General features: G+C 41.0%; 15 protein-coding genes. 9 read left to right on the plus strand and 6 right to left on the minus strand.

Going from position 1 to position 24,083, the window contains the following annotated elements; all coding sequences use genetic code 11:
* Positions 1-4 precede the first annotated feature (4 nt).
* Positions 5-1,282 (plus strand): O-acetylhomoserine aminocarboxypropyltransferase/cysteine synthase family protein, encoded by a 1,278-nt coding sequence (locus C4S54_RS03630; RefSeq protein WP_103868312.1) that lies wholly within the window; start codon positions 5-7, stop codon positions 1,280-1,282.
* Positions 1,283-2,455: 1,173 nt separating this feature from the next.
* Here the strand turns inward: C4S54_RS03630 and nadE are convergent.
* The 3 genes from nadE to C4S54_RS03650 form a co-directional block, all read right to left on the minus strand.
* Positions 2,456-3,202 carry an NAD(+) synthase gene (nadE, locus tag C4S54_RS03640; RefSeq protein WP_103868314.1) on the minus strand — a complete coding sequence of 249 codons (747 nt, stop codon included), beginning with the start codon at positions 3,200-3,202 and terminating at the stop codon, positions 2,456-2,458.
* The gene (gene pncB, locus C4S54_RS03645) at positions 3,199-4,404 is read right to left on the minus strand and encodes a nicotinate phosphoribosyltransferase (RefSeq protein ID WP_103868315.1); all 1,206 of its coding nucleotides are present in this window, start codon (positions 4,402-4,404) and stop codon (positions 3,199-3,201) included. The genes nadE and pncB overlap by 4 nt, the downstream gene beginning before the upstream one ends.
* 64 nt (positions 4,405-4,468) lie before the next feature.
* A complete protein-coding gene (locus C4S54_RS03650; RefSeq protein ID WP_103868316.1) occupies positions 4,469-4,984 on the minus strand; it encodes an adenylyltransferase/cytidyltransferase family protein in 516 nt (171 codons plus the stop codon).
* 273 nt (positions 4,985-5,257) lie between these two features.
* On the opposite strand from C4S54_RS03650, the gene C4S54_RS03655 reads away from it, so the two are divergent.
* On the plus strand, positions 5,258-5,491 hold the full coding sequence (locus C4S54_RS03655) for a NifU family protein (protein ID WP_160110669.1): 234 nt from the start codon (positions 5,258-5,260) through the stop codon (positions 5,489-5,491).
* A gap of 93 nt (positions 5,492-5,584) precedes the next feature.
* Complete coding sequence (locus C4S54_RS03660) at positions 5,585-8,647, plus strand: alpha-mannosidase (RefSeq protein WP_103868318.1); 3,063 nt, start codon at positions 5,585-5,587, stop codon at positions 8,645-8,647.
* Between the two features lie 13 nt (positions 8,648-8,660).
* Here C4S54_RS03660 and C4S54_RS03665 read toward each other — a convergent pair whose 3' ends face one another.
* On the minus strand, positions 8,661-9,431 hold the full coding sequence (locus C4S54_RS03665; protein ID WP_103868319.1) for a helix-turn-helix transcriptional regulator: 771 nt from the start codon (positions 9,429-9,431) through the stop codon (positions 8,661-8,663).
* Positions 9,432-9,552: 121 nt separating this feature from the next.
* On the opposite strand from C4S54_RS03665, the gene C4S54_RS03670 reads away from it, so the two are divergent.
* Both C4S54_RS03670 and C4S54_RS03675 read left to right on the plus strand, forming a co-directional pair.
* Positions 9,553-11,808 (plus strand): TIM-barrel domain-containing protein, encoded by a 2,256-nt coding sequence (locus C4S54_RS03670; protein WP_103868320.1) that lies wholly within the window; start codon positions 9,553-9,555, stop codon positions 11,806-11,808.
* 1 nt (position 11,809) lies between these two features.
* Positions 11,810-14,767: a glycoside hydrolase family 2 TIM barrel-domain containing protein gene (locus C4S54_RS03675; RefSeq protein WP_103868321.1), complete on the plus strand. Its 2,958-nt coding sequence runs from the start codon at positions 11,810-11,812 to the stop codon at positions 14,765-14,767.
* Here the strand turns inward: C4S54_RS03675 and C4S54_RS03680 are convergent.
* On the minus strand, positions 14,727-16,499 hold the full coding sequence (locus tag C4S54_RS03680) for a sensor histidine kinase (RefSeq protein WP_103868322.1): 1,773 nt from the start codon (positions 16,497-16,499) through the stop codon (positions 14,727-14,729). The two genes, C4S54_RS03675 and C4S54_RS03680, sit on opposite strands and share 41 nt — an antisense overlap.
* A 3-nt stretch (positions 16,500-16,502) precedes the next feature.
* On the minus strand, positions 16,503-18,077 hold the full coding sequence (locus tag C4S54_RS03685) for a response regulator (RefSeq protein ID WP_103868323.1): 1,575 nt from the start codon (positions 18,075-18,077) through the stop codon (positions 16,503-16,505).
* Between the two features lie 179 nt (positions 18,078-18,256).
* Here C4S54_RS03685 and C4S54_RS03690 point away from each other — a divergent pair, with 179 nt between their 5' ends.
* The 4 genes from C4S54_RS03690 (at position 18,257) to C4S54_RS03705 (ending at position 24,038) form a co-directional block, all read left to right on the plus strand.
* Positions 18,257-19,672, plus strand: a complete 1,416-nt coding sequence (locus C4S54_RS03690) for an ABC transporter substrate-binding protein (protein WP_103868324.1) — start codon at positions 18,257-18,259, stop codon at positions 19,670-19,672.
* A gap of 82 nt (positions 19,673-19,754) precedes the next feature.
* Positions 19,755-20,669: a carbohydrate ABC transporter permease gene (locus C4S54_RS03695; RefSeq protein ID WP_242973732.1), complete on the plus strand. Its 915-nt coding sequence runs from the start codon at positions 19,755-19,757 to the stop codon at positions 20,667-20,669.
* A gap of 10 nt (positions 20,670-20,679) precedes the next feature.
* A complete protein-coding gene (locus C4S54_RS03700) occupies positions 20,680-21,546 on the plus strand; it encodes a carbohydrate ABC transporter permease (protein WP_103868325.1) in 867 nt (288 codons plus the stop codon).
* Positions 21,547-21,554: 8 nt separating this feature from the next.
* A complete protein-coding gene (locus C4S54_RS03705; RefSeq protein WP_103868326.1) occupies positions 21,555-24,038 on the plus strand; it encodes a hypothetical protein in 2,484 nt (827 codons plus the stop codon).
* The last annotated feature ends 45 nt before the right edge of the window (positions 24,039-24,083 follow it).

The raw sequence follows: 24,083 nt of genomic DNA on the forward strand, positions 1-24,083 counted from the left end.
TAGTATGAACAACCAGAAAATTGGAACAAAATGTGTGCAGGCGGGATACAGACCGGGAAACGGAGAACCTCGTCAGATACCTATTATTCAGTCAACAACATTTAAGTATGACACAAGCGAAGATATGGGTAAATTATTTGACCTTGAGGCTTCAGGATATTTTTACACAAGACTTCAGAACCCTACAAATGACCACGTTGCTGCAAAGATTGCAGCATTGGAAGGTGGAAGCGCAGCAATGCTCACTTCTTCAGGTCAGGCAGCTAACTTCTTTGCACTGTTCAATATCTGCGAGTGCGGAAGTCACATTGTAGCTTCTTCTTCAATCTATGGAGGAACATTTAATCTTATCGCTGTAACAATGGCTAAGATGGGAATTGAAGTTACATTTGTTTCACCTGATGCTGATGAGGAGGAACTCAACGCAGCATTTAAGGAAAACACAAGAGCAATGTTTGGTGAGACAATTGCAAACCCTGCTCTTACAGTTCTTGATATCGAGAAATTTGCGAAGGTTGCACATGCTCATGGCGTGCCACTTATCGTTGATAATACTTTCCCAACTCCTGTAAACTGCAGACCTATCGAGTGGGGAGCTGATATCGTAACACATTCTACAACAAAGTACATGGACGGCCACGGGGCAGCAGTTGGCGGAGCTATTGTTGATGCCGGCAAGTTTGACTGGATGGCTCATGCTGATAAGTTCCCGGGTCTTACACAGCCTGATGAGTCTTATCACGGAATTATTTACGCAGAAAAATTCGGCAAAGAAGGTGCATTTATCACAAAGTGCACATCACAGCTTATGAGAGACTTTGGGTGCATCCAGTCTCCACAGAATGCATTTATCCTTAATCTCGGACTTGAGTCTTTGCATGTTCGCATGCCAAAGCATGTTGAAAACGGACTTGCAGTAGCTAAATTCCTAGAAGGTCACAAGAAAGTCGTTAAGGTTAATTATCCGGGACTTGAATCAGACAAGTACTATGAGCTTGCCAAGAAGTATCTACCAAACGGTGGATGCGGCGTAGTATCCTTTGAACTTGAAGGTGGAAGAGCCGCAGCAGAAAGCTTCATGAAGAAGCTTAAGATCGCCGCGATCGAAACTCACGTTGCCGATGCAAGAACATGTTGCCTTAACCCTGCAACATCTACACATCGTCAGCTTACTGATGAACAGCTTGAGGCAGCAGGTATCCCTGCAGGCCTTATCAGAATCTCCTGCGGACTTGAAGACTCTGCAGATCTTATCGCAGACATCGCTCAGGCATTGGAGTAATAAAAATTGAATTGTATTGATTTACATTTAAAATTGACCCCTAGTGGGTCAATTTTTTTTGACAAGCAACAATTGGTAAGTAATTGGCTCTGTACGCCACCATTGACTGAGCCTGAGGAAAACGCCTTGGTCTGCGAGCCGACGGTGAGGATGATGGGAACAGTAGATAGATTCATGCACCGTCGGATTCAGCATTGTAGCGTTTTCCTCAAAACCCGTCAATGGCAAGCACCTTCGGTGTGGCTGCTTTTAATTGCCTCTGGATCTGAATCCAGGAACAGTAGGGCGGCTACTTTCAAGGATATGTATGGCTATGAGCAGCCAGGGTGCTACTTTCAAGGATGTGTAGTGCTATATGCTCATTTTATTGTGATAATTGGTTTATTGTAACATGCGAGGATACGCCTGCATGGATACCATGCTATTACTTAAAAACATGACCTAATTAGCTTTTTCCCCTGTCTAGGTCATGTTTTTTGGTGTAATATCGCTGTGCTATTACAAAAATTATGACCTATTCTGTGTTTTTCTTTTATTTAGGTCATGTTTTTTATTGTGATATTGTTAAAATATTACAAAATTCATGACCTATTCCGTGTTTTTCTTTTGTTTAGGTCATATTTCTGGCAGGTATAGGTGTTGCTGGTGGTCAGCCATTTATCCTACACTTCCGGATTGTAACAGTAAAAATGGGCATATAGCGATTTTTTTAGCATCCGCATCTACTTTGCTAAACCCTCCACATTACTGAAAGTAGCCATCCCTACAATTACTATCCCTACATATCCTTGAAACTAGCCACTTCTACTGTTCTCGGAATTGGATCCCGAGGCACCTTACCCCAGCCACACCGAAGGTGCTTGCCGTTGACGGGGGCTGAGGAAAACGCTACAATGCTGAATCCGACGGTGCATGAATCTAATTACTGTTCCCATCATCCTCACCGTCGGCAGGACTGGCAGGGCGTTTTCCTCAGGTTCAGTCAATGGTGGCGTACGGAGCCGCAATCTAAACATTTATAAAAAATTAAAGTATCGTTTCCAATATGTATATTTGTTATCATGTGATTTATTCTATAAAGGATGAACTGAAAACTAAAGAATGCTTACGTCACTGGCGTAAGCATTCGTAACAAAGATCAAATTATTAGAACCGTCTCCACTGTCTTTTACCTTAACTCTGTCGATAGGTTGGTATGGTTTGAAGTTTATGAAGGTTGATCGCGTGAAGGTGATCAATCTTCTTTTTTGTTTCCTCATCTTCACAGATGCCTGTGAGGACGTATTTATCAAGAGTATCGTAGGTGAAGCCGAGTTTGTCTTCATCTGACATTCCGCTAAGTCCATCTGATGGAGTCTTGTGAATAAGGTCAGATGGAAGACCAAGCTCATCGCCGATGGCACGCATCTGGCACACAAGGAAGTCAGAGCAGGGGCTAAAGTCACCTGCAGCGTCGCCGTATTTGGTTGAATAGCCAACATAGTCTTCTGAGGCATTGCAGGTGTTGGCAACGCGGCCTCCGTTTGGAAGAGACTGGGCAATGGCATAGAGTGTAGCCATGCGGATCCTGGGCGGTGTGTTGATCATGGCATCTTTTGAAAGAGTGACGCCGGCTGCTTCTAAAGCTTTTTTCTCACCTTCAACTGCAGGGTGGATGTTCACGATATGTGACTTTATTCCAAGTATCTCAGCGACTTTTTTTGAATCATCAATATCTTTCTGCTCTCCGTCAGGCATAAGAACGCCGACAACTCTATCTTTTCCAATAGCTCTTACTAAGAGAGCAGCAACTATTGTTGAGTCTTTTCCGCCGGATAAACCAATGACAGCGCTGGCCTTTGGACCATTGTTGTCGAACCACTCTTTGATCCAGGCTGTTATGTTTTCAATTTCTTTTTTAGCATTAAAATCTCTTATCATATGGCTTCGTTCTCCATTCTCCAATCGATGCATCTCTGCAGATAATCGACGTATGCAGGATTTTTGCACATTCCCTTGCCTTCAACATCAGAGATCTTGGCAACGTCCTGACCATTGCAGGCTGTTGTCTTCATTACGATGTTAAGAGGCGGAACTTTTGTGTCGTTGGCAATATAGGTACCGATTCCAAAAGCAACCTTAGCCTTTCCGTTAAAGTGGGCAAAGATATCATTGGCGCGCTTGAAATCAAGGCTGTCGCTGAAGAGAAGAGTCTTTGTCTTAGGATCAATTCCAAGGCTCTCATAGTGCTTTATCATCTTTTCACCCCATTCAAATGGATCGCCACTGTCGTGTCTTACGCCTGAGAAAAGAGTTGAATATGTGAGCTGGAAGTCGCGAAGGAAACAGTCTGTTGTTATAGCATCTGTAAGAGCTGTTCCGTTAAGAATTCCATATTCTTTTACCCAATAATCGAGAGCATACCAGTTGGAGTATGCCGGATTGTGCTTGTGGTTACCCTGGCCGACACACATGATCCATTCGTGAGCCATTGTTCCTACAGGAGTTACATTTAAAAGCTTTGCAAGATATACATTTGATGTTCCTACAAAGATTGAACCGTCGAGCTTGGCATTTTTGAGTTTCATTACAGCAAGCTCCTGGGCTTCAGCAGAAAGGCGTCTTCTTAGACCGAACTCACTGAATGCACCAATCTTGTAAGTGCCGCTTGTGAGCATTGAAATCTTTTCATCAAGTTTTTCTTCAAATGATGTGAAGAGCTCATCATAGTCATATGCCATACGGAAGTATACTTCATTTACAATGGCAAGAGTTGGAATCTCATACATGGATGTGTTGAGCCAGGTTCCGTTTGTCTCGATTGAAAGCCCGCATGGAGCGTCGGTTCCAATTGTGAAATCCTCATATCTTGGATGCCATAAACGAAGGAAATCCACATAAGATTTTTTTATCCATTTAATTCCTGCAAGGTATGCAAGTTCATCCTCATCGAAATTGAGGTCACAGTATGCGTAGATCTGACGCTTGATCTCTTCAACCATTTCAGGTGTGAACTTCACGTCAGTATTTCTGCATTTGAATGACCAGGTTGTGGTGTAGTCAGGAAAGTTGTGATAGATAGCCTGACCCATAGAAAATTTGTAAAGATCTGTTTCAAGTAAACTTTCAATAATGTTTTTCATGATAGTATCCCCTAAGAAAAATGATATTTATATTTGTTGTTTCTTATTTTCGTTATGCTGTGCTTTATTTAAGCATTCCAGTATCTTCCAGGTAATTTCTGAACGCCTCATTGATGTCATCTGCGTGGATTGTGGGATTGTTTCGAATCTCAGTTCCGGATACACGTATGACTGCTCTGTCTACAAGATTGAATGTGTGGTCCGGATATATTTTTCCAAGTTTATCTATGTAAGATGGTTCTCCGGTATACCAGTTAAAGTGTGCGCTATCCGGCGAAATATTGGCCTGTTCAAACAGTTCGTTTCCCCATAAAACCCAGTTTTCGTGGGTGAATGTGCCATCTAGCCCAAGCTTTTTGTCATCGATTTTTACAACTATTACTCGTGGATCATCTTGGAACATTTCTGTGACGATTTTAAATCTGGTGGCAAAGTCCAGAAAATCTTTGCCCCTGTCAGCCTGATATCCGCATACTGCCAGTATTAGCCTGTCATTTTCTAAAAGAGCTCTTTTGATAAGGGACTCATGTCCCTTGTGCATAGGTATGAAACAACCAAAAACAATTCCGATGTTCTGCATTGCTGTCTCCAAAAGATATGTGACGTGAATTTAAGTACCACACCATCATATCACACTCTGAGACGGAGTATAGGTATTTTTGGGACAAAAAAGCTTACAAATAGGAAAAATTCAGTGATTATCATATTTTAATTAAGAAAATAGAAAATGCCACATTGTTCATAGGAAAGTGTCCTTGAGGATGAACATAGATTCAGTGCATCATGTAAAAGTAAAAATATAGGAAATTCAAAGATGGAAGAAAAGACACATAAACTGAAGGTGGAAATTATTATGGAAGATTACATCAAGAATACAATAGCCGGTATGATCCAAGGGGATGGCGGCTGGGTAGAATTTGTTTCATTTAAGGACAACAAGCTAACACTTCTGTTTAGGGCAGAATGCTCAAAGTGTTTCATCCTGGACAGATGCTGCAACTGGATCAAGAGTAGGATACGGGAAGATCTTGGGCAGAATGTGGAAATCGAAGCAATCAGGAAGAAGCCCTTCTTTTGGGAAACATGATATAACCGGGAAAAGGACAATGACAACTGGGAACGCGAAAAGAGAAAGAGACAAAGAAACCCGGAAACAAGATAAAAACACGAGGGAAAAATAATGGCATTTGTAAAAGTAGTAAGAAGAAGCATGCGCCCTGAAGAATGGACGGCGCTTAGATATGGTTGGATAAAAAAAGCTATCATCGATACAAAGGTCGAGATAACTGATATTGAGGTTCGCGATGCGCACCAGATTGGTGAAAATGAGTATGTTTATGACAATGATTACAGACCGCTGAAGCAGGGAGATGTCTACTTTACTCCCGATGGAACAGCGTTTATTAGAGGGCAAGGTCAGGTTCCGCCTGAACTTATGGGAAAAGAGCTGTATCTCCTGCTTCATACAGCTGCTGAAATGATAGTAAAAATAAACGGCAAGTATGCAGGTGGTATTGACCCAAACAGAGACAGGATAGAGTTGAACAGATGGCTTAACCAGGATGGAAGCTTTGATTTTGAAATAGAAGGCTTTAACAGATCAAAGCCTGATGATGAAAGAAATCCTGATGCGATGGACTCAAGAGGATGTCGTCAGATATTCGAAGGTGCTTATATATGCACCGTTAACCAGGATATGCTGGATCTTTATTATGACCTGACACTGTTACTGGATATAGCAGGGGCTGAGGAGTTTGACGAAGACTATAGGGCATTCCTTAACAGAGAGCTCAATGAAGCGCTTAACCTTGTAGACTTTGATACCTATGAGGGTGCAGCCGATGCCCTTAGATACATAGATGAGCATATTTATCAGAACAAAGACTTCAGATCTAGCGGAGATGTAGCCCTTGTTGGACATTCGCATCTGGATATTGCCTACTACTGGCGCAGGATGCATGTTGTGCAAAAAAATGCCAGAACCGTTCTCATTCAGATGAGGCTCATGGACAAGTACCCTGACTTTAAGTATGCTCACACGCAGCCTTATGTATATGAATTGTTAAAAGAAAATTATCCGGATCTTTTTAATGAATTAAAAGAAAAGATAAAAAATGGCCAGTTTGAGCCAATCGGCGCTATGTATGTGGAGCCGGACTGTAATATTCCATGTGCTGAGAGCCTTATCAGACAATGCCTCTATGGACAGCTTTTTTACAGAAAAGAGTTTGGGATAACCGCCGACAATGCATGGCTACCGGACGTATTTGGAAACAGCTGGATACTTCCTCAGATTCTGAAAAAGAGTGGAGTGGATTTCTTTGTTTCAAACAAGATGTCTACCTGGAATGACACAAACAGATTTCCACATAACAACTTCCTGTGGAAAGGTATCGATGGAACATCGGTATACGCAAGCGTTCCACCAACTCATTTTATTACATGGAACATGCCAAGTCAGATCATGGAAAACTGGAATGCATATCAGGATAAAGAAAGTGGCGGCCAGACATTAAGTATGTTTGGATACGGAGATGGCGGAAGTGGCGCTACTGAAGAGATGATTGAGCTTATGCACAGATTTGATAAGCTGTCCGTCATGCCAAAGACTGAACATATGTCAGCTCATGAATTTCTCCACAGAAACCTTGAGGGAAATGAGAACTTATCAACATGGGACGGTGAATTGTACCTTGAAATGCACCGAGGAACGTTCACAACAAAGTCCATCTTAAAAAGATATAACAGAAAACTTGAAGGTAAGATAAGAGCAGCAGAGATTTTGTCCCTGATGCGAATGATAAGTGATAAAAAAGAATATCCAAAAGCTGAAATTGATAAGGCCTATAAAAAGATGCTTGTAAATCAGTTCCATGATATTCTTCCGGGAAGTCATATAAATCCGGTATTTAAGGATGCAATCAGAGATTATGAGGAAATTGAGACAGGCCTCGATGAAATCATTAGCGAAAACGGCAATTACCTTCTAAATACACTCAATGTTCCATTTGATCAGGTTGCCTTTATCCCGGATGAAGATGGAGATATCGAAAGAGAGGGCGTAAGAGGCTTTTATGCATATCCTGATGTGCCGGCCCTTGAGTCCTGCAAGATCAAAGAGATCCTGAAAATCAGTGAGCAGGAAAGCAGCAATGTAAAGGCACTTAAACAGCATCAGTTCAATAGCGACTGGATCAAATGCCAAAATGATGGGGAAGGAAAACTTAAGATATCTACTCCATTATATGAAGCAATGGTTAACAGCGATGGAAGCTTTGACAGCCTTATTGATGCAAAGACTGGCAGAGAGTGGACTGATGGAGGCTTTAACAAGCTTCACCTTTATCAGGATGTTCCCGGAATGTATGATGCATGGGATATTCTGCCCAATTACAAAGATGTTGAATATGATTTCACAGTTATCGAGCCTTTAAAGCTCACTTATTCAAACAGCGTTGTTGGAGAGTTTAAGACAGTATTGCAGACCCCTGAAAATAAGGCAAAGCTTTCACTTGCCAAAGGCAACAGCAGATGGGGCGTGACACTTAGATTTTTCAAGGACTCTCCGTATATTGAAGTTGAGCATGATGTGGATTGGGACGAGAAGCATAGACTGGTTAAGGCAGAGTTCTCCTGTAACATTCTCTCAAGAGAGCTTATCTGCGATACAAGTGCAGGCTACATCAAGAGAGAAACCCACAAAAACACATCATGGCAGCAGGCAAGGTTTGAAGTATGCTCTCATAAATGGTGCGACTTTGCAGAAGAAGGCGCAGGAGTTGCTATCATAAATGAAGGAAAGTACGGCCTTGGAGTGGAAGAAAAAGGCATGTCTCTCAGCCTTCTAAGATCCAACATAAGACCTGATGTTAACTCTGATATAGGAAAGCATCATTTCTCCTATGTGATCCTTCCTCACGAGGGCAACCACATTGAAGCTAAGATAAATGAAAAGGCACTTTGCTATAACAATCCTCTGATCAGGGTGGAAAAGAGCTCCTCCATAAGTGATATCATTCCTGAACTTAAGCTTTTTAACGGACTTATCCTTCAGGCAATGAAGCTTTCAGAGGACGGAAAGAGCATTGTCATAAGGCTTTCAGAGCAGAACGGAAGACGAGGAAGAATCAGTCTTCCAAGAAAAGTAACGTTAATGAATATGCTGGAAGATGTAGAAAAAGAGACTGATGAACTTTCCTACAGCCCATTTGAGCTCATTACAATTGCAATTTCACTTACTTGACTAAAAACCACATTTATTCCTTGTTTCGGAACTTAAGATTGTAGTAATCCCTTGGGGACATTCCGTAGTGTTTTTTAAAGCTCTGATTAAAAGAGCGTATGGTTGAAAAACCTGATTCGGATGCAAGAAGAGTCATATTGGTCTCATGGTTTTTGAGATGACGTATGACTTCTTCTAATCTGTGTATGTTAACCATCTCGCAGAAGCCCTGAGGAAAAAGCTCCTTAAATATGTGTGAGGTGTAATTATAACTGTAGCCCAGGTGAGCAGCGAGGTCGCGGATGGTTATCTGTTGATTATAATTTTCCTGAATAAAGAGTATGATTCGGCTCATTATATCAGCGTTTTGAAGTTCACCTTTAGAAATAAGTCCGCCCTTAACTGCCTCAGAAGCCAACTTGTAAATTACAGATTTCTTTAAGAACATATCGGAACTCTTTTCGGAAATGTGATCATGGAATTCAGGCTCAAAGCTAACAACCGGATTTTGAAGCACGTGGTTTTTTACATGATTATAAAAGTCAGGGACAATGTCGGAAGAAAAAATGAAGACATCAACCTGGCTTTTTTTTATTGTAGTGAAATTGTGGACTTCGTAAGGAAGCACGATTATGCACTGGTCCTTTTTTACTATAAAGTTGTTGTTATTGAGAAGCGCATTTACTGCTCCGTCACGGACAAAGAGAAATTCGATGGTACTTTGGCAGTGAGGAATAGTTTTTATATCCTTGTAATGGAGTGTGGTGCAATAGTTATTTTTACTATGTTTTGTTTCGAATAACATAAATTTTTCCAATCGTAATTTTTTTCCATAATTTAGATATAGATTTCTTTAATATCCGGTCCTGAATTGCTTTAATTATACCAGTAATATACTGAATCACAAGCAGTTTTGGAGGTTTATAATGGAAGAAAAAACAATTGCTACAAATAAGGAATATCCGCAGTTTTCAGAAAACGTAAAGGAAAGTAGAAGCAGCGAAGCGACATACGGAATTTCAGCCTTTGAGGTGAGTCCGGCGGTGCACAACAGACCTTTTGAGATAAAAGAGATTAAGAAAACTGATAGAGGAATTAGAATTAAATTAAGTGTAAAAGCAAGAAAGAGCGTGCTTTCATATACGCATGAGACCTCTTTGCATTTGTACAAACCCGATGAAGCAACAATTGCTGAGGAATATATAAACGTTGAGTTGTGGTCTGATGAAATTTTCAGAATTTCTTTTTCAAAGGAAGAAGAAATCACAGATTATTATGCCAAGATACCAAAAGAGTACAGAATGCTCATCGCAGAGCCTTTAAAAGTTAACTCGTGCCTTGAAAACACTGCAGAAACCATAAATATAAAGACAGAGAAAATTGAAATTAAGATTGATAAAAGTAACTTGAAGATTTCTGCTTCTTACCTGGGTGGAAATGAATTCTTCGCAGAAAAGAAGACAGATTTCAAGGCAGCAGATATCCACGACCTTTCAATCAGTGAACTTGCCGGAAAATATGCATGTTTCGAAGCTGTTGAGCTTGATATGGATGAAGTGATCTACGGCCTTGGTGAGCGATTTGACTGTTTTACAAGAAACGGCAGAACAGTGGATTTTCACAATAAAGATGCTGTTGGAACCACCAGCCAAAGAAGCTACGTAAACGTGCCTTTTTACATGTCCACCAAGGGTTATGGACTGTTTTTGAATTCTTCAGCAAAGACCAATTGGGAGGTAGGAACAAAAGACCTTGGAGCTGTGGAATTTTCAGTGTTGGAGCCTCAGATTGACTACTTTGTAATAGCAGGAAGAAATCCCAAGGAGATACTTAAGGGATACTGCTTCCTCACAGGTTTTTCAAAGATGCCGCCTCTTTGGTCATTTGGTCTTTGGATGAGCAGAAACAGCTACACTTCATGGGAGGTTGTTGATGCCATCGCGAAAGAGGTGAGGGAAAATGATGTGCCCTGCGATGTACTTCACCTTGATACAGCCTGGTTTACAGAGGACTGGAACTGCGATCTAAAGTTCTCAAAAGAAAGATTTCCTGAGCCACAAAAGCACATTGAAAAGCTTAAGGATGAGGGCTTTAATGTAACCCTTTGGCAGTATAATTTCATACCACCAAAAGATAATAATGATAATTATAAAGAAGCAAAAGAGCATGGATACCTTGCAAAGAATGAAGAGGGCGGAGTTTATCACCTTCCTGAAGAATACAAGGGAAGCTGGATAGATGACACAATAATAGATTTCTCCAATCCTGATGCAAGAAAATGGTATGGCGAAAAGATAAGTGGTTTGATGGAACTTGGAGCATCAGCGATGAAGACGGATTTTGGTGAGGGTATACCTGAGGATGCACAGTATGACAACATTGATGGAGATCATTTCCACAATCTGTATTCTCTTGTATATAACGGGACTGTGTTCGATGCATGTAAAAAAGTCACAGGAGAAAACATGGTCTGGGGACGCAGTGGAACGGCTGGAATCCAGAGATTTCCAATACGCTGGGGCGGCGACAGTCAGTGTAGTTTTGACGCCCTGGCAGGAACACTTAGGGGAGCTCTCTCTATCGGAATGAGCGGAGTACCGTTCTTCTCACATGATATAGGTGGATTTATCGGAGTTCCCAACGATGAGTTATATATTCGTTGGGCACAGCTTGGTCTTTTCTCATCACACTCAAGGTGCCACGGGGTAGGTGACGATGCACATAGGGAGCCCTGGTATTTTTCAAAAGAAGCGCTGGAAATATTCAGATTCTATGACAAACTAAGGTATTCGCTTATGCCTTATATTTACGAAGAGGCAGAAAAATGTACCAGGACGGGCCTTCCTATGATGAGAGCTCTTTTCCTGGAGTATCCTGAGGACAGAAATGTCAGATTTATCGATGATGAGTATTTGTTTGGTGACAGCATTCTTATTGCACCTGTGCTCAAGCCACTTTCCAAGGGCAATACACGCAGCATTTACCTTCCAAAGGGAACTTGGTACGATTATTTTACAAAAGAAAAGATTGAGTCTGAGGGTATGTGGATCGAAAGAGAAGTGGATCTTAAAACGATGCCAATGTACGTAAAAGCGGGTACTGTTCTTAAGTACGCAAAAGTAAATGACAATCTTAAGAATGGAATAGACGAGATAGAAAAGACTGAAGTTTGGGATATGTGATATGGAATACAGATTAAAAACTGATAACTATAAAAAGCTTTCAATGTTCAGAGACAATCTGACTGAGGCTCACTCGTATTTTATTCCCTTTGGGATAAAGGATGATCTTGACAGCGTCAATGAGCTTAATGAGAGGTATTTATCTTCTCTGGTCACTGTTTTGAATGGACCGTGGAAGTTTAAATACTTTGGTAAAGTATCGGAAATGCCCGATAGCATTGATACTGATGATTACGAGTTTGACAGCGTGCCGGTTCCCTCAATGTGGCAGTTTACCGGGTACGAGGAGCCTTATTATCTAAACACCAGGTATCAGTTTTTGGCAGATCCGCCCAATTTTCCGGCGGACTGCCCTGTGGGTGTGTACGTAAAAGAGTTAGAACTTAAAAAAAGAACCGGCTCATACATTCTGACATTTTTAGGGGTGGCTGGAGCTCTTGATGTTTTCGTGAATGGTAAATATGCAGGCTACAGCGAGGGAAGCCATAACACAGCTGAGATTGATGTGACAGCTCTTTTGCAAAACGGAAAAAATGAGATTGTGGCTGTGGTTCATAAATGGTGCACTGGGACATATCTTGAGTGTCAGGATATGTTTAGAAATAATGGAATTTTCAGAGATGTTTATCTCACTTTCCATGAAAAGAGTTACCTAAGAGATTTGCATACGAGGGTGGCCTATAACGCTGATGGAACCTACAATCTGGATGTGAATCTATTCTTTTCGGGAGATGAAAAGACCAGCGCACGGATCGATTTTAACGGTGAATCCAGAAATGTATTGGTAAAAGAAAACAGAGCAGAGATATGCTTTAAAAAGCTCAGAGTTAAGGAGTGGTCTGCGGAAACGCCAAATCTGTATGAGATATCCATAAGCACGGAATGCGAAAAGGTGCGCAGGAAGATCGGATTTAAGCACATTGAGATAAAGGGAAATGTCTTTTACTTCAACAACCAAAAGATAAAGCTTCTGGGGGTAAATCATCATGACACTGATCCCAGAAAGGGTTATTACCTGTCACCTGAGGACATGGAGAGAGATGTCAGGATAATGAAGGCATACAACATGAACTGTGTCAGAACCTCGCACTATCCTCCTGATCCGATATTTCTGGATCTCTGCGATAAGTATGGCCTTTATGTTGTCGATGAAGCGGATATAGAATGCCACGGAGCAGCAAGGGTAAAAGAGATACGAACAAGGATTCCTGACGGCCTGGAATGGCGACCTCTTTTTGAGGACCGGGTGATGAGAATGTATGAAAGAGATAAAAATCATGCATCCATCGTTATGTGGTCTCTTGGAAATGAATCCTATGGCATAAAGAATCATGATTATTGCTATAAGCTCTTAAAGAAAAAGACAGATATTCCAATCCATTATGAGGGAGCGAGCAGAACCAGAAGATGGGCGTATGATGTGATTTCGCAGATGTATCCTTCTCAGGAGCTGGTAAAAAAGGTAGCTGATGGAGAAGGAGCTTCGTCAAAATATTATGAAAAGCCGTATTTTCTTTGCGAATATGCCCATGCAATGGGAGTTGGTGCAGGTCAGACTGAAGACTACCTGAAGTCCTTCTATGCTGCTGACAACATGCTGGGAGGCTGTGTTTGGGAATTTGCGGATCACGCGGTGTGGCATGAAAACAGCAAGTATGAGTATACCTACGGCGGTGACCATAATGAAGAGTACCACGATGGAAATTTTTGTGTTGACGGGCTCTTTTTCCCTGACAGAACGCCGCACCCGGGAGCAAAGCAGATTAAGAATTGTTACAGGCCTGTGCGGGCGGAGCTTGTTTCTGAGAATGACAATCAGATAAAGCTTCTTTTTAAAAATCACAGATATTTTGCGAATTCTGAATTAACTGTAAAGTGGACGACACTAGATGTAAATGGAAGAAAACAGGGGGAGCTTTCTTTAGCTCTTTTGCCTCAGGAAGAAAGAAAAGTCACTCTTGATACAGACAGAAGCTACGATGCACTTATCCTTGAGTATTATGAGAATGGAAAAGAAATCGCGTTTGAACAGATATCATTAAGGACTACATTGCCGAAGATTTTGGGAGCGGGGGAAGAAGCGCCAAAAGTAAGGCACAGTGAGAACAGAATAGTTATTTCTTGTGATGATGGTGAGATAGTATTTGATAAAAAGGACGGAAGTTTAAAGAGCTATAAGTATAAAAACAAAGAGTACATAAATCCGACGCCATTTGGCGGAAGGACAGGATTTGATGTGAGCGTGTTCAGAGCTCCTTTGGACAACGATATTGCTTACAGGAAAGACTGGGAGAGGCTTTGTCTTGATACGGAAAAGAGCTATCTTGTCTCTTTGGATAGAGAAGAAAAAACATCAAATTCGGTGATTCTCGGCGGAAAATATGTATTAAAGACCAACCATGGAAAAATTCTAACGTATGAGATGACTATGGAAATTTTTGGTACAGGATGCATGCTTATGGAAGTTAAGTGCACGGATTGTGTGAAGATTCCTTTTGCTCCCAGGTTTGGGGTATCTTTTGAGATGCCTCCTGAATTTGATAATGTCAGATTCTTTGGGCTTGGAGGAGAAATAAATCTTCCGGATTTTAAAGAGCATGCTAAGCTTGGGGAGTACAGCATGAAGGTTGAAGACTTAAGGGAAAACTATTTAAAGCCCCAGGAGGCTTCGATGCGATCTGAGGCCAGGCTACTGGAAGTTTGCGATGAAAAGGGGCGCGGCCTTAAATTCACGGCGTCGGGTAACCCCTTCATATTCAGCGCAGATCATTTCACACCTATACAGTGTGCCAAAGCGACTCATAGAGAAGATCTGATAAGGTGCCATACAACGGATATTCACATTGACAGCTACATGCTGGGGGCAGGATCTGCTTCGTGCGGGCCAAGGCTTAAAGAGCCCTATAAGAAAGATAATCTCAATGGCGAGGTACTTCGATTTTTTGTAGAACCATTGTGACGGTGTTTTTGTAATAAGGAATAGACTCAGCCTTAATAGTGATGTTCTCCTTGCCGTAGGTGCTGATCAGTCTGTAGTAGATGTTGTGAAGACCTACATGTCGCGTTTTCTCATCAATTCCGTTGTACATGATGGAGAGGACTTTATCCGGATCAAAGCCGGATCCGTTGTCGGAAACTTCTATCGTCATCTGGCCATCCTGATAGGAGAAGTTTACTTCAATTGTGGGCTGCAGAACCGGAATACCGTCAGCATCAATGCCAAAGCCATGCCTTATGCTGTTTTCCAATAGCGGCTGAAGTATGGTCTTTGGTATTTTTGTGTTATAAAGAATGGGCGATATCTGATATATGAAAGAGATATTTTTCTTGAAACGTTGCTCCATAAGGTGGATATATGCGTTTGAATGCTGTATTTCCTGAGTGATAAGTATTGTATCATCTCCGTAAGAAAGTCCGATGCGCATGTATTCTGAGAGGTACTGGATCAGGTCGGCGGCATTTTCGCTGTTTCCTGTTCGCACCTCTGACTGTATAGCATCCAAAGTATTGTAGAGGAAGTGAGGATTTACCTGCTCGGAAGCTCTTAGCATTTGGGCCAGATATTTCTCAGATTCCTCTTTTTTTATCTGCTCGATCTGAGACTGAATGGTATCGTACATCTGGTTAATTGATTTGTTCAGTCTTCCAATCTCATCATTTGTCTTGAATTCTTTCTTCTTGTCGTAGGTTCCAAGCTCAATCTCTTTTACAATCTCAGCCTGGATCTGGATGGGCTTACTGATGTACCTGGATAAAAGAAGCGAAATAACGGCAAGAACAACTACTATGAGCAAAAGAAATAGTGCAATAGTATTGTTGTTCAATCCCAAAATATCGTACAGGGAAGCTGCGCTTGTGTGGTATAAAAGGTATGTATTTGGAATTGAGAGCGTAGTCAGTATCCAGCACTCGTGGTTGTCAGCAAAAGAGGCATGGGCACCTGTGATCTCCAGTTTTTTATACAGCGCTGAATAATTGGCAAGTGCATCATCATTTTCGGTATCTATGATATTTAAACATTCTCCCTTTGAAAAAAGAAATAGTTCATGTGTATCGATATCTCTGAAGTTTACGCCTGAGCTTGTAAGCGCAGAGATAAGGCTGTTGTAGTTTAAGTAGACAACAACGTAAAGCTTTGGAGCATCATTTTCAGATGCGATAGCCACAAAAGAATTTTTGTCAACGTACAGGGGATATACTATTGGAATGGTCGATATTCCCGTATTGATCGGGCTGTTCCTCTGAGTAAGAAATGTGATCCCACTGATATGTGAGAAGTCACTGGCAGAAAGGGCAGGCATTTTTTTGCCTGATGAAGACCAGTTGTAAGAGTACATATTTCCTGCCGTATCAATGGCAATTGTGGAGTCAATAAGATAGTCTGAGGACTGCAGGTCCTCAAGATAGGGCTTTAAGTTTGATTGTGAGAGCTTATCTGATGAGATGAGCTTTGAGAGATTCTCAGTACCAAATATTTTTACAAAGTGTTTGGTTATAACATTATAGTGGGTTGTGAGCGTGTCGGAAGCAAATGAGGAAGAGGAAAGAGATTCCTTATAATACCACTGACTGTTTCTTGAAAAATAAAAAAGAAGCGATGCTGATACGAGCACCAAAACAAAAACCATTATTATGGCAAAAAGAGTTAGACTTATTTTTCTAAATACCGGTTGATCTCTAAATTTTTTCATAGTTTATCTGTTCTGAAAATCGGATGGGGTGCATCCGTATACGTTTTTAAATGCTCGTGAAAATGAACGGTAATCGCTGTATCCCAAAGATTCTGCAAGCGCATTTATGCTTACCTTTTGGGAACGGATCAGCATTGCTGCGTGTTTCATTTTTGAGTAAAGCAGATAATCCCTTAAGTTTGCCCCTGTTTTCTCCTTAAAGTATGTCGCAAAATATGAGGGAGATAGGTGAGCGTTTCTGGCAATATCTTCAATCTTTATCATGTGAGAGATATTTTCGTTAATGTATTTTGCAGCCTCTTTTATTATGTCGTCATCAATACTGCTGATATCAGGAGTCTTGTTGGCTTCAGGGTCTGAATATCCATAAATGGCATCAACAAATTCTGACATGGCGCAGAAGGTATCCGACAGCCATTTTTTGATGGCTTCTATGGTATTGCACTTATACAGTTCGGGACCATTTGCAATATCATTTATGTCTTCTTTTATGAAATTGGAAAACTCTTTCTGAATCTGGGCAAAAAGAGCGTAACACATGCTGTAAACATAGTTTGGAGGAGGCATTTTTACGTACAGTAAGCTGGTAAAAAACTCCTCGCAAAAGGCTTTGATATTATCTTTATCTCTTTTAACTATGAACTGTACAAGTGGAAGGCAGTCGATGTCCTGAAGCCTTAATGTGGGAGGCACTGTGCAGATATTCTCATAGGAAAAGATGTTGTTGCTGGAGTCGTAGATCTTGTAGCTAAGGCTTGTGAGAGCTCTTTCGTATGAGTAGGCAATTCCTGTAAGTTCTCTTACGGTGTCGCCGATCCCGATGGTAAATCCTGTGTAGCTGTGTTTTTCAAGATTTTCGGAGCATTTTAGAGCCAGATTAAAAGGCGTTTCCTCGGAAGGAGTGATGACTGCGGCCACCTTTTCAGGGCTAACCTGCCAGGTCACGTGCCTTACGCTTTGAAGAGAATTATCTATTACGCCTATAAGTTCATCAATTTCTGCTATGTCGTTACTAAACTGAAAAACATAGACATATGAAGAACCAAGCCCTATATCAAGATCGAGGCTGTTTAAAAATGAATTGATGGAATTCAGATCTGTGAATTTCCCGGAGATAACCCTGTTAAAATAGTCATCTGTGAGCTTTCGTGTATAGCGTTTACTCATGGGAGTGTGGCTGCTTTTGGCGTGATCAAGGCATATCTGACCGATATGATTGTTGATCTCATCGGGGTTAACAGGCTTCAAAAGATAAGCCTTTGCTCCGTGCCTTATAGCTTCCTGGGCATAAGAAAACTCTCCGAATCCGCTTAAGATGATGAAATCGGATTTGATGTTGTTTTCTCTTGCCTGCTTTATTATTTCAAGTCCGCTGATTCCCGGAAGATTGATATCAACAATCGCAAAATCAGGCTGCCACTCTAAAAGAAGCTTTAAGGCAGTGATTCCATCGTTTGCTGTGCCCAGAAGCTTTATGTTGAATCTATCCCAATCGATTATATGCTTTAATCCATCGATTACTGACTGTTCATCGTCAATAAGAATAGCAGTAACGTTCCTGATTGCAGATTCTTGCATACTTCCTCTCCTGTAACATTTTTAATATTAGTATTTTGATGAATAAATAACATTTTAACACCAGTTCCCAAGAAAGTGTTACATATAAAATCAAATGTGTCCTTTTTATGTCCACAGGGGCAATGGTAAACTCTATACATGGTAACAAAAGGCTACATATAGCAAAACGGAGGTTAAAAATGAAGAAGAAGGTTTTAAGTACGGTTTTAGCATCAGCTATGGCTTTGTCACTTGCAGCTTGCGGAAGCTCTGCAGATACAGCTGCAACAACTGATGCAACTCAGGCTACAGCTACTGAAGCAGCATCTGACACAGCTGCAGTTGACACTGGCGACAAGATTGTAATTGAAGTTTGGTCAGAAGATCGTCACGACGAAGACTATGTTCGCCAGATGATCGATAAGTTTAACGAAGAGAACACAGATAATATCTATGTTAATCTCACAACAATAACAGAGGATTATCAGAACATGATAAACCTCGCCTATACAGGAGGAACAGCTCCTGACATCGTTGGTGCAAACGGACTTCCTCTCAATACATTTGCTGATACAGGAATCATTATTCCACTTAATGAATATATTGATGCAGATGAAGAATTCCAGAAAGTTAACGAGCCTTACGAACATGCATACGAAGGCAAGAACTACAAAGATGGCAACATCTATTTTGTATATAGTGGCTTAAGATCAGGCGTAAGAGTTGAGTACAACAAGGATCTCCTTGAGCAGAATGGATACACATCAATTCCTAATAATCTTACAGATTATGTAGAAATGGCAAAGACAATCACTGCTAACGGAAACGGCGATTACTACGGAATCGGATTCACATCATCATCTCCTTTTGAGAGACTTCTTGAGATGTCAGCTCAGGTTTCAGGTGTATTCTATTACGACTATGTAAATGGTAAGTTTGATTTCAGCGGATACAAGCCATTCCTTGAAAAAGGACAGGAACTTGTTGCAGCAGCTTATCCTGATCAGCAGGGTGTTGATAACATGAGAGCTCTTTTCACAGAGCAGCAGTTCACTCTTTGGTCAAATGCTTCTCAGGAAGTAGGTGTATTTACAAATCAGCTTCCTATCACAGACTTTGAGTGGGGCGTAGCTGAAGTTCCTTCACTTGACGGAGAAATCAAGGGTGCTCTTCAGACAACACCTAACAAGGCATACGGAATCATTTCAACAAGCCAGCATAAGGATGAGGCTTGGAAGGTTATCCAGTACTTCCAGTCTGAGGAATTCTTAAAGGGCTATTTTGAAGGCGGATATGATCTTCCTATTTCTACATACATGGACAGCGTGATTGACAAGTCAAAGATGGGAAGACTTTCAGATTTCTCACTTCTTTCATATGAATCAGTATATCCTGAACCACCTACAATTAACCTTCAGGGTGATAACTACAGAACAGTTCTTTGGAATGCGGTTATGGGATATGTTGATATCGACGAGGCTATTGAAGATCTGAACACAAGATACAATGAGGCTCTTGATGCAGACGTAGCTTCAGGATCATGCACAAGACTTGTTATCAAGGATTATGATCCACTTCACCCAAGCATGGGTACTGCAGAGTATTTAACAGAGTAAGATAAAGATTATCAGGGGAATCAGAGCACTGGCCTGATTCCCCATTTTGTTTCGATAGTTTTGTAAATATAAGGAGTCAGGCGTGAAAAGGAAAAAAAATAAGAAAAAATTCAATTCAAACAGCATATCTCCAATTCTTATGCTGCTTCCTTCCACTTTAATGCTGATAGTATGCTCGATATATCCTTTCATATGGATATTCAGGTATGTAACCTATAACTATAATGGTTTTACTGCTACATATACAGGAAGTGCTAACTTTACAAGAATGCTATCAGATAAGCAGTTTTGGGGCAGTGTGGGCACTACATTCGAGTATGCAGCACTTAAACTGATATTCATAATTCCGCTGGCATTGTTTGTTGCTGTTCTTCTGAATATGAAGATGCGTGGATCAGGTTTGTTCCGTGGAGTTATATTCATGCCAACAATCATATCAACTTCAATTTCCGGTATGATATTCACATTTCTTTTTGCAACAAAGAACGGAATATTAAATGCATATCTGCAGAATCTGCATATAATCAGTCAGCCGATAAAATGGCTCACAAGTCCCAATGTCATCATGGCAGCAGTAACCATCCTTGCAGTATGGGGCGGTCTTGGTAACTACATGCTATATTTCAGCACAGGTATGAACGGTATTAGTGAGGACTGCTATGAGTCAGCCAAGATTGACGGAGCCAATGCTTTTCAGACATTTTTCTATGTGACACTTCCGATGCTTGCTCCGGTATTAAAGACTGTTTTGATGCTTGCCATTACAAGCGCATTTAAGGATTATGAGGCTATCATGGTTCTCTCAAAAGGCGGACCTGGAAACAGATCAATGGTCATGTTCCTTTATATTTACAACGTGATCTTTGGCTCTGGAAACGGCTCTCAGCAGCAGATTGGATATGGAGCTTTGCTCAGCGTTGTGGCTGCACTTATCGTAGGTGTTGTAACAATCATCTATCTGTTTATAGCAAGAAAACTTGATCATATTACTGAGTAAGGAGGAGAAAATGAGAGAAACACATGCTGTTTATTCTACAGGAACAAAAACGCTCAGAGCATTGGCGTGGATATTCATTTTGATACTCAGTATTATGATGGTTTTTCCTGTGATATATATTATTTTTGGATCATTTAAGGCAAATGCCGAGCTTTTAGTGGGAGGATCCAATATCCTGCCAAAGAAGTTTATAGTTTCAAATTATACTCAGGCCTGGGAACAGGCGAATTTTGCCAGATATACACTTAATTCGGTGATACTTGCTGTGGGAGTAATGGTGATCTCACTTCTTACATCTACTATGACCGGATATGTTTTTTCAAGAAAAGATTTTCCGTTTAAGAAAATACTTTATGGAACCTTTATCGCATTTATGTTTATAAATGTTGGTTCTGTTTCACTTAGACCTCTGTTCGAACTTGCAGTTAAGATCAAGATGAATACAAGTCTTTTATCAGTAATATTTATCTCAGCAGGTGGCGGACAGGCTACATACATATTCCTTGCAAAGGGCTTTGTGGACTCACTTCCAAGAGAACTTGACGAGGCGGCAACAATTGACGGATGCACATTTTTTAAGACATACTATGCCGTTATTGCACCTCTTTTAAAACCTGTAATAGCAACAATAGCTCTTTTATCCTTCAGACAGGGCTGGAACGAATACATTCTTCCTCTGGTATTTACTATGACAAATGATTCAATGAGACCTTTGACTGTTGGTGTAAACATGCTTAAAAACGCAGGTGACGGAACAGCAGCCTGGAACATAATGTTCGCAGGAGCTACAATTGCCATTGTTCCAATGCTTGTAGTTTATTGCTGCTTTAGCAGATTCTTCATGGGTGGTATGACAACAGGAGCAGTTAAGGGATAATTATTACTATGGAAAATATGTGGAAACTTACGGAGGGCGGATTTATCGGGCAGTACCTGATATCCGGCCCCGATGAAAAGGATTTTTATACTGATAAAAAAGCAATAGATCAGTTAACTTTAGAGGGTATTTTGAGAGGAGAGTTTTCCTCTGATGATTGTGGTATAGATAGAATAAAGGGCGCAGCATGGAGAGTGTATGCGCCTTGCAAAGCAGATATGATTGACGTATCTGCTTTTTATTCTACCCTGAAAACGGTATCCTTGGCGGCGCAGACATATCTTTATGCGGACGAGGAAATGTGCATAAAGGCAAGGCTCTGGACATACATGAAGGCGTCTCTTTTTTGCAATGGTAAAAAGGTGGGCGGCACTGACAGAGCTGTATACAAGCCAATTGAATATGTTGATGTGGAATTAAAACTCCGAAAAGGGAAAAACAGTATTTATGCTGTGTGCAGCAATCTTGGTGCAAGAGACAGCAGAAATATTTTAGGAATACAGATTTTATCAGAAAATAAGAGCAGTATACATGTAGCTCTTTTTGAAGGGGGTGAGCAAAAAAGATTATATGATGCCTGGAAGTATCTAGACAGTATCAAGATTGAGGCATCTGAAATCGTGTCAGATATTAGAGAACCTGAGGGGGCCTACATGATGGAGGCTTTGGAGAGCCCTGATTATGATGTGTGCGCAAAGCATATAGATGAAAAAGTGCCAGTTGGGAAATTTAAATCTGCTGTAGTTAAGGTTGGTGTAGAGATTTCTGAGTTTAAGCTTGAGAGAACTTTTGAAGATGCAGATAAGAGAAAGCCTGAATATGACAGGGATGTGTTTAGGGCAACAGCTGAGATTACAAGTAATAACAGAGGTGAGTTTGGATTCTCAATGCCCAATATCCTTGCAAGACTGGAACTTGGAGTTTCAGATCTTGGAACGGACGGCGCTGATAGAAAGCTTCTTTTTAATACTCTTGATCTTATTGAGCAGAGAGTGGACTGTGCTGATTTTGAGCTTTGCGGCTTATTTAGACTTCTTCACCTTCATGGGGATCTTTTTGATGAAGAACTGATGGCCAGGGTAAAAGAAGTGATTCTTGGTTTTAGGTACTGGATGAGCATGAAGGGCTCTGATGCCATGTGCTTTTGGAGTGAGAATCACTCGCTGATGTTTTACATGTGCGCCTATGAAGCAGGAAGAATGTACCCCGATGAGTATTTTGAACTGGCTGAAATGAATGGAAGGCAGCTTTTTGAATTTGGTAAAAAGAATCTGGAAGCCTGGATCAAAGACGTTGAGGAGTACGGATTTGAGGAGTTTTTGAGCTCTGTATATTTAAATGTTACTTTTGCCGTTTTATTAAATGTTGTTGATTTTACTGATGAGAATACATCTAAGAGGGTAGTGAAAATTTTGGATGACATGTTCATTCATGTGGCAAAGCACTGCTTTAAGGGATGTATGATCGCTCCAATGGGAAGAGTGTACAGAGGCAATATCTATCCTTTTGCCCAAGGAATACAGGAAACTATAAGGATGTTTGATAAGACTGCACCGGGTGCCTACGGCGAGGGCTGGGGTGCGTTTATGCATGGAAGTAAGTACAGATTTCCTGATGAGCTTGTGGGTTATATGAGAAGTGAGCAAGATGAAAAGTACGAGACAGGCAATGCGGAAATTGTTTTAAAGAAGACTGCGGATTACTGTCTTACAAGTGTACAGTCGCCTTGCAGTCTTGGGAAGAGAAGATGGGAAAACGTAAGGCTTAAGGCACTATCGGATGAGATGGATGCTGGGGATGCAACAGAGCATATATACACAAAGTCTCTAAACGAAAGCTTCCATGGTACTTCATATTTTGAACCGGGTACATATGGATATCAGCAGCATATGTGGTACGCAGCGCTTTCACCAGAGGCGGTTATTTTTATCAACCATCCGGGAGTATCAAATGAAGAGTCAGATATGAGACCGGGCTATTGGTTTGGAAATGGTGTAATGCCTGCCCTTAGACAACAGGGCAATGTACTTGGGGGAATTTATAAGATTCCGGATGAGCACCCTGTGGGCTTTGTGCATATATATCTGCCTGAAAAGAGATTTGATGAGGTCTGCGAATTTGAAGATATCAGAAGTGTGATCGGTGCGTTGCCATTTGGTACTGAAAATGCTGCCGGGAAGTCAAATGGCGAGGGCAATAGTTCATGGCTGTTTCTTAGAAAGGCAGATGGCTATTTGGCAATCTGGTGCAGCCATAAGCCTTATAAATACTCAGATATGATATTTGATAGTGAGCTTAGAGTAGCTTCAAGGGATTCTGCATATGTTGTTATATGTGGAAGTAAAACAGATGATGGATCTTTTGAGAATTTCAGAAATAAAGCTGTTTCTTTTGCCCCTTATTATGACAAGAATTGTGGAAAACTTTTTGTTTCCGGAACTGAATTTCTGAAGTATGAAAAAGGAGTAGACAAGACGCAGTATGTAATATAATGATGACAGGGGATCAAAGTCATCATAAAATACTAGAAAAATCGC

This window comes from Butyrivibrio sp. Su6 (assembly GCF_900108105.1).
Taxonomy (GTDB): domain Bacteria; phylum Bacillota; class Clostridia; order Lachnospirales; family Lachnospiraceae; genus Butyrivibrio.

Bases quoted from the DNA above. Each gene is read 5' to 3' on its own strand.
- C4S54_RS03650 (WP_103868316.1), bottom strand. From the start codon at position 4,984: ATGCAGAACATCGGAATTGTTTTTGGTTGTTTCATACCTATGCACAAG.
- C4S54_RS03670 (WP_103868320.1), top strand. From the start codon at position 9,553: ATGGAAGAAAAAACAATTGCTACAAATAAGGAATATCCGCAGTTTTCA.
- C4S54_RS03665 (WP_103868319.1), bottom strand. From the start codon at position 9,431: ATGTTATTCGAAACAAAACATAGTAAAAATAACTATTGCACCACACTC.
- C4S54_RS03660 (WP_103868318.1), top strand. From the start codon at position 5,585: ATGGCATTTGTAAAAGTAGTAAGAAGAAGCATGCGCCCTGAAGAATGG.
- C4S54_RS03675 (WP_103868321.1), top strand. From the start codon at position 11,810: ATGGAATACAGATTAAAAACTGATAACTATAAAAAGCTTTCAATGTTC.
- nadE (WP_103868314.1), bottom strand. From the start codon at position 3,202: ATGATAAGAGATTTTAATGCTAAAAAAGAAATTGAAAACATAACAGCC.
- C4S54_RS03630 (WP_103868312.1), top strand. From the start codon at position 5: ATGAACAACCAGAAAATTGGAACAAAATGTGTGCAGGCGGGATACAGA.
- C4S54_RS03685 (WP_103868323.1), bottom strand. From the start codon at position 18,077: ATGCAAGAATCTGCAATCAGGAACGTTACTGCTATTCTTATTGACGAT.
- C4S54_RS03705 (WP_103868326.1), top strand. From the start codon at position 21,555: ATGGAAAATATGTGGAAACTTACGGAGGGCGGATTTATCGGGCAGTAC.
- C4S54_RS03700 (WP_103868325.1), top strand. From the start codon at position 20,680: ATGAGAGAAACACATGCTGTTTATTCTACAGGAACAAAAACGCTCAGA.
- C4S54_RS03680 (WP_103868322.1), bottom strand. From the start codon at position 16,499: ATGAAAAAATTTAGAGATCAACCGGTATTTAGAAAAATAAGTCTAACT.
- C4S54_RS03690 (WP_103868324.1), top strand. From the start codon at position 18,257: ATGAAGAAGAAGGTTTTAAGTACGGTTTTAGCATCAGCTATGGCTTTG.
- pncB (WP_103868315.1), bottom strand. From the start codon at position 4,404: ATGAAAAACATTATTGAAAGTTTACTTGAAACAGATCTTTACAAATTT.
- C4S54_RS03655 (WP_160110669.1), top strand. From the start codon at position 5,258: ATGGAAGATTACATCAAGAATACAATAGCCGGTATGATCCAAGGGGAT.